At 43.9% G+C, this 15,372-nt stretch carries 17 protein-coding genes; 3 read left to right on the top strand and 14 right to left on the bottom strand.

All coding sequences use genetic code 11. From position 1 onward, the window contains the following. Positions 1 to 41: 41 nt before the first annotated feature. From cls to HMPREF9421_RS02425, 11 genes are all read right to left on the bottom strand, one after another. Positions 42 to 1,577, bottom strand: a complete 1,536-nt coding sequence (cls, locus tag HMPREF9421_RS02480; protein ID WP_006595408.1) for a cardiolipin synthase — start codon at positions 1,575 to 1,577, stop codon at positions 42 to 44. Between the two features lie 265 nt (positions 1,578 to 1,842). Further along, the gene (locus HMPREF9421_RS02475; RefSeq protein ID WP_006597019.1) at positions 1,843 to 2,265 is read right to left on the bottom strand and encodes an SP_0198 family lipoprotein; all 423 of its coding nucleotides are present in this window, start codon (positions 2,263 to 2,265) and stop codon (positions 1,843 to 1,845) included. A 122-nt stretch (positions 2,266 to 2,387) separates the two neighbouring features. Continuing rightward, positions 2,388 to 3,635: a bifunctional folylpolyglutamate synthase/dihydrofolate synthase gene (locus HMPREF9421_RS02470; protein WP_006595406.1), complete on the bottom strand. Its 1,248-nt coding sequence runs from the start codon at positions 3,633 to 3,635 to the stop codon at positions 2,388 to 2,390. A gap of 174 nt (positions 3,636 to 3,809) precedes the next feature. Beyond that, a complete protein-coding gene (locus HMPREF9421_RS02465) occupies positions 3,810 to 4,121 on the bottom strand; it encodes a DUF1292 domain-containing protein (protein ID WP_006595405.1) in 312 nt (103 codons plus the stop codon). A gap of 17 nt (positions 4,122 to 4,138) precedes the next feature. Next, entirely contained in the window at positions 4,139 to 4,558 is a 420-nt protein-coding gene (gene ruvX / locus HMPREF9421_RS02460; RefSeq protein WP_006595404.1) for a Holliday junction resolvase RuvX, read from the bottom strand. After that, positions 4,558 to 4,824 (bottom strand): IreB family regulatory phosphoprotein, encoded by a 267-nt coding sequence (locus tag HMPREF9421_RS02455; protein WP_006597020.1) that lies wholly within the window; start codon positions 4,822 to 4,824, stop codon positions 4,558 to 4,560. The genes ruvX and HMPREF9421_RS02455 overlap by 1 nt, the downstream gene beginning before the upstream one ends. 141 nt (positions 4,825 to 4,965) lie before the next feature. Then, complete coding sequence (locus tag HMPREF9421_RS02450; RefSeq protein WP_006595402.1) at positions 4,966 to 5,517, bottom strand: hypothetical protein; 552 nt, start codon at positions 5,515 to 5,517, stop codon at positions 4,966 to 4,968. Between the two features lie 11 nt (positions 5,518 to 5,528). Then, positions 5,529 to 6,122: an SP0191 family lipoprotein gene (locus HMPREF9421_RS02445; protein WP_006595401.1), complete on the bottom strand. Its 594-nt coding sequence runs from the start codon at positions 6,120 to 6,122 to the stop codon at positions 5,529 to 5,531. A gap of 184 nt (positions 6,123 to 6,306) precedes the next feature. Further along, the gene (spx, locus tag HMPREF9421_RS02435; RefSeq protein ID WP_006595399.1) at positions 6,307 to 6,705 is read right to left on the bottom strand and encodes a transcriptional regulator Spx; all 399 of its coding nucleotides are present in this window, start codon (positions 6,703 to 6,705) and stop codon (positions 6,307 to 6,309) included. A gap of 87 nt (positions 6,706 to 6,792) precedes the next feature. Next, complete coding sequence (gene recA, locus HMPREF9421_RS02430; protein ID WP_006595398.1) at positions 6,793 to 7,935, bottom strand: recombinase RecA; 1,143 nt, start codon at positions 7,933 to 7,935, stop codon at positions 6,793 to 6,795. A gap of 120 nt (positions 7,936 to 8,055) precedes the next feature. After that, positions 8,056 to 9,324 carry a competence/damage-inducible protein A gene (locus HMPREF9421_RS02425; RefSeq protein WP_006595397.1) on the bottom strand — a complete coding sequence of 423 codons (1,269 nt, stop codon included), beginning with the start codon at positions 9,322 to 9,324 and terminating at the stop codon, positions 8,056 to 8,058. Positions 9,325 to 9,700: 376 nt separating this feature from the next. Here HMPREF9421_RS02425 and HMPREF9421_RS02420 point away from each other — a divergent pair, with 376 nt between their 5' ends. Beyond that, positions 9,701 to 10,738, top strand: a complete 1,038-nt coding sequence (locus tag HMPREF9421_RS02420; protein WP_006595395.1) for a S66 family peptidase — start codon at positions 9,701 to 9,703, stop codon at positions 10,736 to 10,738. Between the two features lie 55 nt (positions 10,739 to 10,793). On the opposite strand, the gene HMPREF9421_RS02415 is transcribed toward HMPREF9421_RS02420, so the two are convergent. From HMPREF9421_RS02415 to mutL, 3 genes are read right to left on the bottom strand one after another with little or no spacing between them, the layout of a single operon-like run. Next, positions 10,794 to 11,357: a DNA-3-methyladenine glycosylase I gene (locus HMPREF9421_RS02415; RefSeq protein WP_006595394.1), complete on the bottom strand. Its 564-nt coding sequence runs from the start codon at positions 11,355 to 11,357 to the stop codon at positions 10,794 to 10,796. A gap of 9 nt (positions 11,358 to 11,366) precedes the next feature. Beyond that, entirely contained in the window at positions 11,367 to 11,960 is a 594-nt protein-coding gene (gene ruvA, locus HMPREF9421_RS02410; RefSeq protein ID WP_006595393.1) for a Holliday junction branch migration protein RuvA, read from the bottom strand. A 20-nt stretch (positions 11,961 to 11,980) separates the two neighbouring features. Then, positions 11,981 to 13,930, bottom strand: coding sequence for a DNA mismatch repair endonuclease MutL (mutL, locus tag HMPREF9421_RS02405; RefSeq protein ID WP_006595392.1), 1,950 nt, complete (start codon positions 13,928 to 13,930; stop codon positions 11,981 to 11,983). A gap of 253 nt (positions 13,931 to 14,183) precedes the next feature. On the opposite strand from mutL, the gene HMPREF9421_RS02400 reads away from it, so the two are divergent. Both HMPREF9421_RS02400 and HMPREF9421_RS02395 read left to right on the top strand, forming a co-directional pair. Beyond that, positions 14,184 to 14,624 carry a LytTR family DNA-binding domain-containing protein gene (locus HMPREF9421_RS02400; RefSeq protein WP_040802875.1) on the top strand — a complete coding sequence of 147 codons (441 nt, stop codon included), beginning with the start codon at positions 14,184 to 14,186 and terminating at the stop codon, positions 14,622 to 14,624. Further along, entirely contained in the window at positions 14,618 to 15,076 is a 459-nt protein-coding gene (locus tag HMPREF9421_RS02395) for a DUF3021 domain-containing protein (RefSeq protein WP_006595390.1), read from the top strand. The genes HMPREF9421_RS02400 and HMPREF9421_RS02395 overlap by 7 nt, the downstream gene beginning before the upstream one ends. Positions 15,077 to 15,372: the final 296 nt, after the last annotated feature.

Genomic DNA, 15,372 nt, shown 5'->3' with positions numbered 1-15,372 from the left:
AATTCTAACGAATTACCGATTTCTGTCCCACTCTCAATCGTCTATAGCATGGGCGCAAATAACTGCATAATTTCTTTGATCAAATGCTGGTACCAGGTGATCCGGAAAGTGTCCAACTGGATCTGCTGAGACACAGAGAAAATCTCTTCAAAATCCGCTCGGATCTTGGTCAATTCTGGGCTTCGATACATCCAGACAGCATTCTCATAGTGATGGACTAGGCTCCGATAGTCAAAGTTGATGGTCCCGACTACTGCGACTTCGTCATCGGCCAATACTTGCTTGCTATGGATAAAGCCTGGAGTGTACTCATAAATTTTCACCCCTGCTTCCATCAGGTCTGGATAAGCCCCTCGTGTAACGATTTGGATCAATTTTTTATCCGGAATGTAAGGGGTCACGATGCGTACATCGACACCACGGAGAGCCGCATTTCGAATATCTTCTGTCAAATCATAATCAATGATTAAATAAGGGGTCGTAATGTAGACAAAGTCTGTCGCCTGATTGATGATATTCTGATACACAGACTTACCAACCTGGGACTTATAGATCGGTTTTGGTCCACTACCAAAGGGGATATAGAAACCTTCACCATCTACCGCTTGGTTTTCCATATGGTATTTATCAAAATCTTCAATTTCTCCCTGGTTAATGTACCAATTCATGAGAAAGAGTCGCGTCAAGGCCTTGACAGCTCGACCGTCCAAGCGCACTGCACTATCCTTCCAATGACCGAAGCGTTCTCTCTGGTTGATATACTCATCCGCTAGGTTAACGCCACCTGTATAGCCAATCTGGCCATCAATGACCAAGATCTTTCTGTGGTCTCGGTTGTTATAGGCCACCGTCAGACGAGGGACTACCTTGTTAAACTTATGGGCGTCAATACCTAACTTGCGCAAGCGTCTGGTGTAGTTTCCCTTAAGGGTCGCCATACAGCCAATATCATCGTAGAGCAGTTTCACCTCTACCCCTTCTTTGACTTTCTCAAGTAGGATATCTAGGATACTGTTCCACATCAGGCCTTCCTCGATGATATAGAATTCGAGAAAAATAAATTTCTTGGCTGAGCGCAAATCCTCCAACAATTGCGGGAGCATTTGATCCCCTAGTGGGAAGAAGGTCGAAGCTGTCCCGTTGTAGAGGTCTGCATTGTGGTCCATGGATAGAATAGACTTGACCATTCCATAGACGATTTTGCTCTCTTCTTTCAATTGGAGGCGAAGCTCACGACTATTGTCCTCTCGAAACTTCATGGACTCCATATTTTCCAACTGAACCATTTCTTTTTTGGACAGACGACGCTCCCCAAACATGAGGTAAAGAAGGAAACCAAATACGGGGATGACAGCAATCAAGAGCCAGGTCACCTTGCTCTCTGGAGGCATATTTCGGTTGACGATCGCCAAAATGGTCGAGATATACATGAGGGCCATGATAGTGACAGACATCCAATTTGGGAACCATTCATTTAGCCAAAAGAAGGCCGCAAAGGACAGCCAGAGTTCAAACCCCATAAAGAGTATACTGAACCCATATTTGGACATTAACAATCGAATCTTTCGAAAACTCACCCTCATTCTCCTTCTTTTTATAATCCCTACTAGTATACCAGTTCTATGAAGGGAGCGCAAACCCGATAAAATGAAAAAAGAGAGTGGGGCAAAAGCCCTAGCCTCTCAATTGTCTTTGGATTGTCGAGAAAGACGCAGTGGTTGAGTGGGCTCTACTACGCTGATTTCATCAGCTTTTACAGCCCTACTCAACTGTGCGGAGGTGGGACGACGAAATCGAATTCTAACGAATTACCGATTTCTGTCCCACTCTCACTTCTTCTATTTATTGCTTGGTTAGAACGATCGTATCCTGATCATCCAACTCGTTGTCAGCTTCTTTCAGGGTCAATTGTTGCCCCTCCAATTGATAGCGGTAACCATCATCTCCGACAAAAATGACCTGGTTGGCAGCATCTAGCTTGACCTGTTTCAGCTCTTGCTCTCCATCTGCCTCGACAGCCGTCCAAGTCCCTGAATCACCAGCGATGACGAGCGTCACTTGATCACTTTCATCCATTCCCATATAGGTTCCGTCAAGTCCGGCTTGGTTCACCTGCGGACTGGTCGTTGTCTGTTTAGAAGAAGTTGCCGTTGTTGTCTTCGCACTTGATGAAGTGTTCGTTTGCGTTGGTGTTTGCTGATTCGAACACGCTCCAAGTAGAAGGACTGTAGCTGTTGCTAATAAAGCAGTCACGTTCTTTGCCATGGATGGTCTCCTTTCGCGCCAACTTTTTTCAACGGACTTCCCGTTCATTTGTGGCTCACCTTTAGTATACGATAGAGGCAGTTTTTGGTCAATCTTTATGACTGGCCGATGAGACTTACTGCCTATAAAGGATTCTTTCCTTGCTCTAATAGATAGGCGCGAACTTCTGAAATGAAGTAGAGAGAGCCAGTGACAAAGAGCACCTCCTGACCAGCTTGCCGGCTATAAAAATCCTGTAAGTAATCTCGGAAATCTGCTACATACGGATAGTCTAAGCCATCCGCCTCTTGGACAACTTCCCCATAAGCAAAGGTCGTCACCGTCAAGTCCGCCTCCGGCAAGTCTCTTGAAAAGATCTCCAACATTCCCTGGTAATCCTTGCGCTTTAAAGCACCAAAGAGGATCTTCACGCGCTTATCTGAAAAGGTGCGGGCATATTCGACCAATCGATGGATGGCATGGGGGTTATGAGCGCCATCTAGATAGACGCCTTGGCCAAAGTTCTCCAAACGACCCGGCCAGCTAGTCGCTTGCAATGCCTCCCGAACAGAGTTTTCATCGACCGCCAGACCTCTCTGCTCCATAAAGAGTAGAAAGGCTTCGAGAGCCACCGCAGCATTCTCTTCCTGATAAGCTCCTTTGAGCCCAATTTTTAGTGAGTCAAACCGATGGTGCGCATCTTGGAAGACGCCCTTCACCAGTTGGAAATCTTCTCTATAGCGAGCTAGCGAACAGCCTATTGCTTGGGCCTTTTCTGTGCAGACTTGCTCAACCTCTTTAGCCAGTGGACCGATAACAGCTGGCTTCCCGGCTTTAAAGATTCCAGCTTTTTGCGTAGCAATGGCCTCTAGTCTTCCTCCCAAGGTCTCCTGGTGATCCAGCCCTACTGAGGTGATCACTGCCACCTCTCCTGTGATGACATTGGTCGTATCAAGGAGCCCTCCGATCCCAACCTCGATCAAGGCCAGATCTACTTTTTGTTCATGGAAATACAAAAAGGCCAATAGGGTGATAATCTCAAAGTAAGAGAGTTGGTCGTGGGTCTCGAGAAGCTGAGACTCCATCGCTTGGATGCTCTGACCCAAGCGAATCAGATCCTGATCCGAAATTGGTTGCCCATTGATACAAATCCGATCATGCATACTAACGATATGTGGAGAAGTAAAGGTCCCTACTTTCAGACCATGCTGTTGGAATAGTTGGCGCATAAACGCAATGGTTGAGCCCTTCCCGTTGGTCCCCGTCACATGGATCATCGGAACAGCTTCATGAGGCTCCCCTAAGAGCTTTACAGCCTGTTGCATCCGCCCTAAACCTGAACGAAAATTGAGGCCAATTCGACTATTCATCCATTCTTCAATTTGATTCATTTCTTTCTCCTAAAAGAAAAGAGCGATCAAGCCTTGTTGCTGGCTCACGCTCTGCTATTTCTTTGGTTTCTTATTTCAATTCCAGTGTATCTGGAAGCAGGGCTAAAAACATCCCCCGACTTCCTGCTTTTTCTTGTTTCTTGAAGCAGGGCTAAAAACATCCACTGGATGTTTTTACTCCTCCATAAAGCTGTTGAAGACCTCTTCAATCATGTTCCATTCATCATCTGAATCTTCTGGGATTGGTTGAAGGTCGCCTTCTGTTCCGTCTTCGTTTTCTGTAAATGAGTATGCTTGGATTTCTACTTCACCGTTTTCATCTTCTTCTGCATTTGCAGGAATCAAAAGAACATAGTTTTTACCAAATTCTTCTTTTCCATCAATGGTCAAAAGGATTTCAAACAAGGTTTCGTTTCCTTGCTCATCTACCAATGTAATCAATTCGCGTTCGTCATGGTTGTGGTCATGATCATGATTGTGTGCCATCTTATTTCCTCTTTTTTCTAAAATTTTCGATCTAAATAATTTTGCAAAATCAACTGGGCAGCCAATTTATCAATTACTTTTTTACGCTTATTTCGGCTAATATCCGCTTGCTCAATCAGCATCCGCTCTGCGGCAACGGTCGTCAAACGCTCGTCCTGATACTCAACCGGCAAGTTGAACAACTCTTCAAGGCGCTTCCCATAAGCTTGACTTGCTTCCACTCGAGGACCGCTTGTGTTGTTCATGTTTTTCGGCAAACCAACGACAAAACGATCAACCCGGTATTCCTTCACCAGTTCAGAGAGACGGTCTAAGCCAAACTCTCCTTTCTCCTCATCAATCTGAATAATCTCCAGACCTTGAGCAGTAAAACCTAATGGATCACTGATGGCTACTCCGACTGTCTTCGAGCCAACGTCTAGTCCCATAATTCTCATTAGAGATCGATCCCTTGCCCTTTCAAGTAGTAACGAACCAATTCTTCAACAATTTCATCTCGTTCGTACTTACGAATTTGGTTGCGAGCGTTGTTATAACGAGGTACATAAGCAGGATCACCACTGAGTACATAACCTACGATTTGATTGATTGGATTGTAGCCCTTCTCATCCAAAGATAAGTAGACATCCTTTAATGTATCACTAATTTCTTTACGGTTTGAATCGTCAAGATTAAAACGTACTGTTTCGTCTGTAAATCCCACAATACCACCCTCTTTCTTTATATTCATACTATTATACCATAATTTCCATACTTTCTCAAACGAAAAATATTGATTTTACGGGCTTTCTTGGACTTTTTATCACTTATTTTTGAAAGCGATCTACTGCATTTTTCAATGGCTTTATTTGACTTCTTTAAAGCCATTCTTTTCCATATTTTTGATGAAGAGTGTTGGAGAGTAGGTTTTGATCATTTTGCAAATTTCTCCCAAGTCTTCACTGCTTTTAATATCATCGAAGTCTACTTTATCAGGATCAATCTCAATCTCAGAGACCATTGCTTCACCTGTCCAATCTGATGTCACGGTGATTCCATCGTAGTCTCTCAATTCATCAATGCCACCTTCTCCTTCATACCCCTCGATCAAGGCTTGTTTGGCACCTTCTTTATCATCCTCAGCATCGATCAACTTCTTGATTTCATCTTTGAATTCATCCGACACATGAGTCGCTAGTTTGATTGAAACTTTCTTGTATTTTTTTCCTTGGTAGGATACGGTCACTGTGATTTCCTGTTTGGCTACCTCGTCAGCCTCATTGATATCCCTGTCAAGCTTAAAGGTCCGAGTGATAACGCTATCTTTCGATAAGGACTTGCCCCCTTTTGATTGAGAATTCCCACAACCTACCAAGATAAGTAATCCAGCAACGACTAGTAATAGAAATTTTTTCATGTTTTTTCTCCTTATTCTTCTTTTGCTCCATTACGGAGTAGATTATTCATATATTCTGTTGGTGTCAGTTTCAATAAATCTGCAATATTGGCTGATTTGAAGTACTCTAACTCGACCGCTTTTTTAGTATCCAACTGGGTGAAATCATAAGTGATGACCGTTTGGTATTCATTTTCATTTGGCAAAGTCAGTTCAATGGTAAATCCTGGAAGAGTCCGCGCCTGTTGAAGTTTTTCATCCTTACCCATCGACTCTACCATCAATCGTTGGGCCTCTTCAAGACCAACTTCTTGAATAGCATTTTTCAATTCATCACTGACAGGAGTGGTATTGGTCATGACCAATTTTTGAAATTGTTCCCCTTGATAAGTGATGGTCTGCTCCTGGCGAATACCACTTTCATCTTTTGGAAGGACAAAGTGTTTAGTGAAAACTTGCTGTTCTTCCGCCTTCTCTAACAGATTTCGATTTTCTTTATTGAACGATTCAATTTTAGCACTGTTGGATTTTTGGACATTGGAAGAATCAGTTTTCCCATGTTTCTTCTGTCCACAAGCTGTCAGCGTCAGGAGCAAGACACCCAAACAAATAAGCTTCTTTTTCATGTTTTCTCCTTTGATAAGCTTCTATAAAGGGATTTTCCCCACAGAAGTATTGTACCATAGAATCCTCCTCAAAAACATTCTTACAAGCATTTTTTCGTGGATTCTTTGGCCGGATACAAAAGAAAAAGTCGAGATCCTGACATCTCGACTCTTCTCAGTAGCTAAACGATTGGCTACTTGTTTCTTATAGGGCTGCTCTTAAGCGAGCCTCCGCATTTTCAACATTTCGTACAGAACGTGGTAAAAAGGCCCGAATATCATCTTCCTTATAACCAACTTGAAGCCGCTTGTTATCCACTAGGATAGGACTTTTCAAGATTCGTGGTGTTTCTAAGATGATATCGATGACTTCATTCATGCTGAGGTCTTCAATATCGACACCTAGATTCTTAGCGTATCGATTTTTTGAAGAAACGATACTTGCAATGCCATTTTCTGTTTTGGTCAAAATATCGAGTAATTCTTCTTTTGTAATTCCTTCTTTACCAAGGTTTTGTTCTTTATAGATCAACTGATGAGCATTTAGCCAAGTTTTGGCTTTTTTACAACTCGTGCAACTTGAAACTGTGTAAATTTTAATCATGTATGCACTCCTTTCGCCACACGATAATAACATTGTAGTATATTATACCATAAAAACCATCAGTCTTTCGACCTATTTTGAAAAAAATTACTCTTCAATCTCAATGGCATCATCAAGATCTAGTGTTACTTCTTCAACAAGTGGGCTTTCAGCTACTTCATCTTGTGCAACTACAGCAGTGTCATCATCGATCAAACCGAAGCGCACGCGCACTTGGTGATCAATCTCATCAAAAATTTCTGGATGGTCTGCCAAGTACTTCTTAGCATTTTCTGAACCTTGGCCAATCTTCTCACCGTTATAAGAATACCAAGCTCCTGCTTTTTGGATCAAATCAAGGTCTGTCGCGATTTTCAGCAATTCGCCTGTACGTGAAATTCCTTCTCCATACATGATTTCAACCATAGCTTCCTTGAATGGTGGAGCTACCTTGTTTTTCACAACCTTGATCTTGGTTTCTTTACCAACGTTGGTATCTTTTTGGTCCCCAGTACCCTTGATTTGAGTATTTCCACGAACATCTAGACGAACCGAAGCGTAGAATTTAAGGGCACGACCACCAGGTGTGGTTTCAGGGTTCCCAAACATAACCCCAACTTTTTCACGCAATTGGTTGATAAAGATAGCAATGGTCTTGGTCTTATTGATCGAAGCTCCAAGCTTACGCATAGCCTGGCTCATCATCCGTGCTTGCAAACCAACGTGGCTATCACCGATATCTCCATCGATTTCTGCGCGTGGGACCAAGGCCGCAACAGAGTCGATAACGACCAAGTCAACGGCACCAGAGTCAATCAATTTACCAGCAATTTCAAGTCCTTGTTCCCCTGAGTCTGGTTGAGACAAGAGGAGTTCATCAATGTTAACACCAAGAGCTGCAGCATAGGATGGGTCCAAGGCATGCTCGGCATCGATAAAGGCGGCAATGCCTCCTTCTTTCTGTGCTTGCGCTACTGCATGGAGGGCAACGGTTGTTTTACCTGATGATTCTGGACCATAGATTTCGATGATCCGACCTTTTGGATAACCACCAGCACCCAAGGCAATATCAAGCGCCAAGGAACCAGAGCTCATAACTTGAACTTTTTGCTCTGCGCGTTCGCCCAGACGCATGATCGATCCTTTACCAAAGTCTTTTTCGATCAACTTTAGGGCATCATTGAGAGCTTTTTCACGCTCGTCTCCAAATTTCTTCGAGATATCATCTAATTTTTTCTGTTTTTTCGCCATTCTTTTCTCCTATGTTTTTGCTATACAGGAAATGCATGCAACTCACTGACGTTTTCCGGTCTTTGAAAGGCACATTTCCTATCCATTTTTAGAATTATTCTTCATTTGGCACGAACTTCATTATACCAAATTTTCACCATTTAATACAGCCAAGCGTACCAAATTAAAGGCATGAAGGACTGCAATTTCGCGGACATCCGCCCGGCTACGTCCAGCGATATTGACTTGGACACTATCCACTCCATTTGGAGTCGCAAGTCCGATAAAGACAGTCCCTGCTGGGTGCCCTTCTAGACTATCTGGCCCCGCAACTCCGGTCAAGCTAACACCATAATCGGATCCTGTTAACTTACGGGCCTGTGAAGCCATGGCTTGAGCTGTAAAGTGAGACACCACTCCATGTTGCTCTAACTCTTGAGCTGGAATAGACAACATCTTGCTTTTTTCTTCCAGACTATAGGTGACAAAACCACCCGCGAAGATGCTGGACGCCCCTGAAAAATCTGCCAAAGTCGCTTGGAAAAGGCCAGCCGTCAGGCTTTCTGCAGCTGTAATGGTCTTACCAGTCCCTTTCAAGAGATCAAAGGCCACCTTGGCCATCGAATTGTCATCCCCATAACCGTAAAACAGTTCATGCAAGGGTTGATGATCCAGGGTGTGGCGTGATAAGATTTCCTTTTCTAAGACATCGAGCTTCGCATCCGCTGAGGCTTGATCCTTCGCCTTTGTAGACAGACGCAAGGTCACTTCTCCTGTCTTGGCATAAGGGGCCACCGTCGGATCACTCTGCTTTTCAATGATATCTGCTAGGATCGTAACCAGCTGGCTTTCCCCAATCCCAAAGAAGCGCAAGACTCTTGAAAAGAGCTGCTCCCCTGTTGTCAAATGAGGCACCAATTGTTCATTGACCATGGGTTTTAACTCACTTGGTGGACCAGGTAGAACGACATAGGTCACACCATCGACTTCAATCAAACCTCCAACCGCGAGACCTGTACGGTTTTGAAGGGGGATTGAACCGGCAATCAATTGTGCTTGTCGCTCATTATTGGGCGTCCGTACATAATCAGGGCGACTGGCAAAGAAGGTGTCGAGTTTGGCAAGCGCTGTTGGATCAAAAACCAGTTCTTTCCCTAAAAACTTAGCAAGGGTTTGCTTGGTCAAATCATCCTCTGTTGGCCCAAGTCCACCACATAAAATCACCAAATCACTGCGTTTTGAAGCTGTCTCAATGGTCGAGAAGAGACGACCTTCATTATCTCCTACCGCCACATGATAATAGACATCAATCCCTAAACTAGCCAATTTTTCAGACAAGAACTGAGCATTGGTGTTGACAATTTGTCCTGTTAGAATTTCTGTTCCAACTGCAATAATTTCCGCCTTCATGGTGCCTCCTACTTATACTATTCGTAATTTTCATTTCATTTTAACACAATTTCCTAAATTATTTAAAAAACAGATTGAAGATAAAGTCCATTTTGGACAACTTTCTTCAATCTTTTTCTTTTAGAGTATAAAGTAAAAAATTCTTAGAAACACTATTACATCAACATTCCCAAGAGTTTTAACTATGTGGTAATCAACTTCTAAAGGGCTATTTTCTATTGTTGATAGAGTTTATCTATATTCTGAAGCAACCATATCGAGCGGTTGCTTTTTTACTTCTTTCTTGATCTAAAAGCCTTCTTCTGGCTCTAATTCTTGTTGTTTCCCCTCATTTTTTGTGATACAATAGCATCAATTTTTTCTAGGAGGATGAGATGTGGTTTCTACTATTGGTATTATAAGTTTATCTAGTGGGATTATCGGAGAGGACTTTGTCAAGCACGAAGTGGACTTGGGGGTCCAACGACTCAAAGACCTCGGACTCAATCCTATCTTTTTACCTCATTCACTAAAAGGCTTAGACTTTATCAAAGAACATCCTGAAGCTCGTGCGGAGGATTTGATGCAGGCATTTTCTGATGAAAGCATCGACATGATCTTATGCGCCATCGGTGGAGACGATACCTATCGTTTATTGCCTTATCTTTTTGAAAATGACCAACTACAAAAGGTTATCAAACAAAAAATTTTTCTTGGCTTCTCGGATACAACTATGAACCACCTCATGTTGCATAAACTAGGAATCAAGACTTTTTATGGTCAATCCTTTTTAGCAGACATTTGTGAGTTAGACAAAGAAATGTTGCCATACAGCCTCCACTACTTTAAAGAATTGATTGAGACTGGAAAAATCTCAGAAATCCGCCCTAGCGACCTTTGGTATGAGGAACGGACTGACTTCAGTCCCAAGGCTCTGGGAACACCTCGTGTCAGCCATACAAATACAGGTTTTGACTTGTTACAAGGAACTGCCCAGTTCGAGGGAAAAATCCTCGGTGGTTGCCTCGAATCCCTCTACGATATCTTTGACAACTCTCGATATGTAGACAGTACAGAACTCTGCCAAAAGTACAGACTCTTCCCTGACTTATCCGACTGGAAAGGAAAGATTCTATTGCTAGAAACAAGTGAAGAAAAGCCTGAACCTGATGATTTCAAAAAAATGTTGCAGGCTTTAAAAGAAACTGGGATATTTGAAGTCATCAGTGGACTCTTGGTCGGAAAACCTATGGATGAAACTTTCTATGACGACTATAAAGAGGCACTATTGGATATCATTGACAGCAATATCCCAATTGTCTATAATCTGAATGTTGGACACGCAACTCCAAGAGCTATTGTCCCCTTCGGAGTCCACGCCCATGTAGATGCAACGGAGCAAGTCATTCGCTTTGACTATAACAAAGAAAGCTGAGATGAATTTCTCAGCTTTTTTCTATATTCTCAGATACTCTAGTTACCTATACTAACTAACCACCGTTTTTCCATTCACAATCATTCTCATGATCATTGACCAGGCCTGCTGCTTGTAGGTAGGATAAAACTGCGACTGGTCCGGTGAACTTAAAACCACGCTTTTTGAGGTCCTTGGCTAGCTTCTCAGAAAGAGCTGTCTTCGCTGGAGCCTGCCGGTAATCTGGAACATCATTGACGATGGTTTTCCCATTGACAAAAGACCAAAGATAAGCATCAAACGATCCAAATTCCTTCTGGACTTGTAGAAAGGCTTGAGCATTGGCCCGTGTCGCAAAGATCTTGGCACGATTTCGGATGATAGCTGGATTGTCTAACAAGGATTCCAGTTCTTCATCCGTCATCTCTGCGACGCGTTGAAGATGGTAACCATGAAAAGATTCTCGGAAAGCCTGCCGTTTATTGAGCACCGTCTCCCAAGATAGGCCAGCCTGATAGGTCTCCATACAGAGCAACTCAAAAAGCGCCTGGTCATCATGGAGGGGCCGACCCCATTCTTCATCATGGTAGGCTACATAGAGAGGGTTGTTCATTTTAACCCAGCCACAACGTTTTGGCATCTTCTTCTCCTATTTCACCAACATCTTCAGGGCAGACTTGATGTAGTTTTCAGCAGTATCAGAAGTTCCTTCAAAGAATTTCTTGATTTTCTTAAGTTCCGTTGCCTTGTAGCCCAATGCCAACATGGCTTCCATAGCTTCTTCAAGGGCTTGGTTTTCTTCTGCAACTTTGGCCTTAGACTGAGCTGGTGCATCTTCTAGATCAAGATTGATCTTACCTTCTAGGTCCAAAACCATCTGTTGGGCTGTTTTCTTGCCGATCTTTGGAAACTTGGTCAAGTAGGTGATGTTCTTGCTTTCGATGGCTTGGACAAGGCCTGCATTGTCATCTGCAGCAATGATAGCCAGAGCTGAGACAGGTCCAATCCCAGAGACTGAGATCAAGTTTAAAAAGAGCTGTTTCTCTTCTTCAGTCGCAAAGCCATAGAGAAGGTGAGCATCTTCACGGACCACTTGGTGCAGATAAACTTGCACCTTTTGATTCATTTTACCAGAGTAGGCATAGGGGTTGGCCACATGCAAGAGATAGCCGATCCCAGCCGTTTCCACCACGATGTATTTAGCGGTGATTTTCGTTAAAATTCCTTTAATGTATTCGTACATAATCTTCCTTTATCGTTTACTTAATATTTGCCCAATTCTCGTAGGCTAGTGTGATTTTCCTGAATGCGTCGGAACATCTTTTCCATGTCCGATTTGGTGAAGTTGACCAAGACGGGACGGCCGTGGGGACAGTTATAAGGGTTGTCACATTGGGACAGTTGGTAGATGAGATCCCGTGCGGAGTAATCGTCCAGTGTGTGATTGGCCTTGATGGAGCGTTTGCAAGACATCATGATGGCCAACTCCGCCCGGTATTTCTTGATGGACACTTCCTTGGTCAAAAGGAGCATATCACACATCTCATAGATACCCGACTCGATCTCTTCTTCCTTCATCCAAATCGGATGCTCCCGCAAGATCAACTGGTTGGCTCCGTACTCTTCTAGATAGACGCCCACTTCCTCTAGGAGGTGTTTACGCTGTTGCAGGCGGATCAGATCGTCTGCAGGGAATTCAAAGATATAAGGCACCAGCAGTTGTTGCTGACTGCCGTCTACGTCCCCGATGCTCTCCCGGTATTCTTCGTATTTGACCCGCTCTTGGGCCGCATGCTGGTCAATGATGTAAAGACCCCCATTGCCTTGGGCAAAGAGATAGGTCCCATGCATCTGACCGAAATATTCCAACTCTGGGAAGGTCGAATGTTCTTCTCCTTCCAACTTGTCATAAGCCTTATCTAGACTAGCTAGATCCAACTCTGGATGGTCCAGTTGATCATACTGAGGCGCCTTTCGCTCCGCAAATTTGATGGCTGGTGATTTAGCCTCCTGATTTCCCTCTTCTGAGGCAAAGAGAACCGTTTGCTCTGGGGTCAATTCACCACTTGGCTGGGATTCTGCAACCTCTGGACGGACAAAGAAGTCTCCCTTGTCTCGGTCGTAATAGAGGCTATTTTCTTTTAGAGGGAGGCTGGTCTGGACTGGTTTTTCTGTTCGACGAAGCGTCGACTTGGCTAGATTTTCCAAAGCATCTGGAATCAGATCCTGCTCTTTCAAAGCGGAGACAATGGCCTGGGAGATCAAGGCCATTAGTTCTCGTTCTTTAGAAATGCGCACCTCTTGCTTGGTCGGGTGGACATTGACATCCGCTAGATAGGGGTCAATCTGAATATTGATGACCGCTATCGGGAAGCGTCCAACCATGAGTTTACTGCCGTAGCCGTCCAAGATGGCCCGATTGAGCAAGAAATTCTTGATGTAACGACCGTTGATAAAGAGACTAATGTAATTGCGATTGGCCCGGGTCAATTCTGGCAAAGAGACGAAGCCCGACACTTCAAAGTCCAAATCACCTGTCTCGATGGCAACCATTTTCTTAGCGGTAGCGAGCCCGTAGACTCCTGCGATGGCTTGACGGAGATTCCCCGTTCCTGCCGTCCGTGTCATTTCATGGCCGTCATTGATCAAGGTAAAGGCAATCTCTGGATGGGCCAGACTCAGGCGGTTGAGAATGTCGACGATATGGGACAACTCTGCCTGCTGGCTCTTCATATATTTGAGGCGGGCTGGTGTATTGAAAAAGAGGTCCTCAACTGTGATTTTAGTCCCCACAGGGCTAGTCGCCGGCTCAAGAGAAGTGATTTCGCCCCCTTTAGCCTCTAGCTTGGTCCCATGACTAGCTCCTTCCTGAGCTGTCAGGATGGTCATGACACTGACAGAGGCAATAGACGGCAAGGCCTCGCCACGGAAGCCTAGTGTCCGAATGCGAAAGAGGTCGGCTTGACTCTTGATCTTACTAGTGGCATGGCGACGAAGGGCTAATTCCACTTCCTCATGGGCAATCCCTTGTCCATTATCCGTGATTTGAATGCTCTTTAAGCCAGCTTCTTCGATCTCTACGACAATCTGACTAGCTCCCGCATCGATGGAGTTTTCAACCAGTTCCTTGACCACACTAGCAGGGCGCTCGATGACCTCACCGGCAGCGATTTGATTGGCTAGAATTTCTGGTAATTCGATAATCTGTGACATAGCTTCCCCTCTTATGTTTTATACGCGCATAGGTAGAACTATTATACCATATCTCCAAGGAAGGCCTCCCTTTATAAAACCTTGTGCTCCAGCTCCATTAAAGATACCGGTCTTCTACCAGATAAACAGACAAACTGACCGAATATGCGAAAAGCCTTGTCTTGATGCCTGAAAAAGTGTTTAATAGACTTGTAAGCAAGAAGTCCTGCTAGCGGATCGCTTACCTGACGTTAATATGTTAGAAGGGATTTGTATGAAAGTAACAGTTACCATTGACCCCCATTTTCAAGAAGAAGGCGTAGCCATCACAGGGCCACAACCTAGTGAACGCATCCAGAAAGTCCAACAATTCATTGAGGAATTGGACCAGAAGGAACGCTTGAGAGCGAAGAAGGAGGGGGAAACCTATCTTGTAGAGACTCACTTGTTTCATCGGTTCTATATTGAAAACCGTCAAGTCGTTGGGGAAACAAAGGATGATCACTTCATCCTCACCGGCCCCCTCTACCAACTCTCTCAAGACTTGCCCATCTATTTTTTAAAAATTTCCCAATCTGAAATTATCAATACCAAAGAAATCGATCACCTGCATTTTACCAGCAGCGGATCGGTCCAAATCAATCTGAAAAACGGGACCATCACCTATTCGTCTCGTCGCTATTTAAAAGCTATTAAGGAGAAATTATCATGTTAAAGACTCATCTATCGAATGCCTCTAAAGGCATCTTCATCGGCCTTACCCTCTCTATCGTCTTTTCTTTCCTAAACTCACCTTCCACTTACATGCCTCTCAGTCCAAATTCAGGCGTTGGACAATGGATGCAAGCCCACGACGTGCATGGATCCCTTGTCATGCTCTATTGTATCCTTATATGGGCTGGCATCGGCTTGCTCTTCAGCTTAGGAAAAAACCTGTTCAACAAAGACTGGAGCCTCCTCCGTGCGACCCTCAGCCACTACCTTTTGATGCTCTTTGGTTTTCTACCTTTGGCAACCTTGGGAGGCTGGTTCCCAATCCAAATCAGCTTCTACATCTCCGTCATTATAGAGTTTAGCCTTGTGTACTTGGTTATCTGGGCGGTTTCTTATCGCATTTACAAGAAAAAAGTAGAAGATATCAACCAACAGTTGCAAGGGAAAGCCTGAGGAATTCAAAAAAATGACTTTTATTTTTTAGTCATTTAAGAAGATGAAAAACTTTCCACTGTGAGAAAAGTGCCTGAAACAACTGTGTTTCAGGCACTCGGAATTATTGAGACCTTAGGCTCAATACGAATTGAACACAGGCTTCGGATTGTGTCAAAAAGATAAGTCCTCCTAGAATCTAAAGATTCTGCGTCGAACTTCCTATTTTGACTTTATCCGAGAACGCCCTTTGTATCTTAATTAATCATGGAACTTCTACGAAGTTCGCTGACGTCCGTACTCACCTAAGGAAAGTT

Source organism: Streptococcus australis ATCC 700641 (genome assembly GCF_000186465.1).
GTDB classification, from domain to species: domain Bacteria; phylum Bacillota; class Bacilli; order Lactobacillales; family Streptococcaceae; genus Streptococcus; species Streptococcus australis.
The sequence above is the reverse complement of the archived record's forward strand: the minus strand, read 5'-3'. Positions and strand labels throughout refer to the sequence as shown.

Coding starts and splice junctions, on each gene's coding strand:
- mutL (WP_006595392.1), bottom strand. CDS start 13,930: ATGTCACAGATTATCGAATTACCAGAAATTCTAGCCAATCAAATCGCT.
- HMPREF9421_RS02395 (WP_006595390.1), top strand. CDS start 14,618: ATGTTAAAGACTCATCTATCGAATGCCTCTAAAGGCATCTTCATCGGC.
- HMPREF9421_RS02470 (WP_006595406.1), bottom strand. CDS start 3,635: ATGAATCAAATTGAAGAATGGATGAATAGTCGAATTGGCCTCAATTTT.
- HMPREF9421_RS02400 (WP_040802875.1), top strand. CDS start 14,184: ATGAAAGTAACAGTTACCATTGACCCCCATTTTCAAGAAGAAGGCGTA.
- HMPREF9421_RS02445 (WP_006595401.1), bottom strand. CDS start 6,122: ATGAAAAAGAAGCTTATTTGTTTGGGTGTCTTGCTCCTGACGCTGACA.
- HMPREF9421_RS02415 (WP_006595394.1), bottom strand. CDS start 11,357: ATGCCAAAACGTTGTGGCTGGGTTAAAATGAACAACCCTCTCTATGTA.
- spx (WP_006595399.1), bottom strand. CDS start 6,705: ATGATTAAAATTTACACAGTTTCAAGTTGCACGAGTTGTAAAAAAGCC.
- ruvA (WP_006595393.1), bottom strand. CDS start 11,960: ATGTACGAATACATTAAAGGAATTTTAACGAAAATCACCGCTAAATAC.
- HMPREF9421_RS02450 (WP_006595402.1), bottom strand. CDS start 5,517: ATGAAAAAATTTCTATTACTAGTCGTTGCTGGATTACTTATCTTGGTA.
- HMPREF9421_RS02425 (WP_006595397.1), bottom strand. CDS start 9,324: ATGAAGGCGGAAATTATTGCAGTTGGAACAGAAATTCTAACAGGACAA.
- recA (WP_006595398.1), bottom strand. CDS start 7,935: ATGGCGAAAAAACAGAAAAAATTAGATGATATCTCGAAGAAATTTGGA.
- ruvX (WP_006595404.1), bottom strand. CDS start 4,558: ATGAGAATTATGGGACTAGACGTTGGCTCGAAGACAGTCGGAGTAGCC.
- HMPREF9421_RS02475 (WP_006597019.1), bottom strand. CDS start 2,265: ATGGCAAAGAACGTGACTGCTTTATTAGCAACAGCTACAGTCCTTCTA.
- HMPREF9421_RS02465 (WP_006595405.1), bottom strand. CDS start 4,121: ATGGCACACAATCATGATCATGACCACAACCATGACGAACGCGAATTG.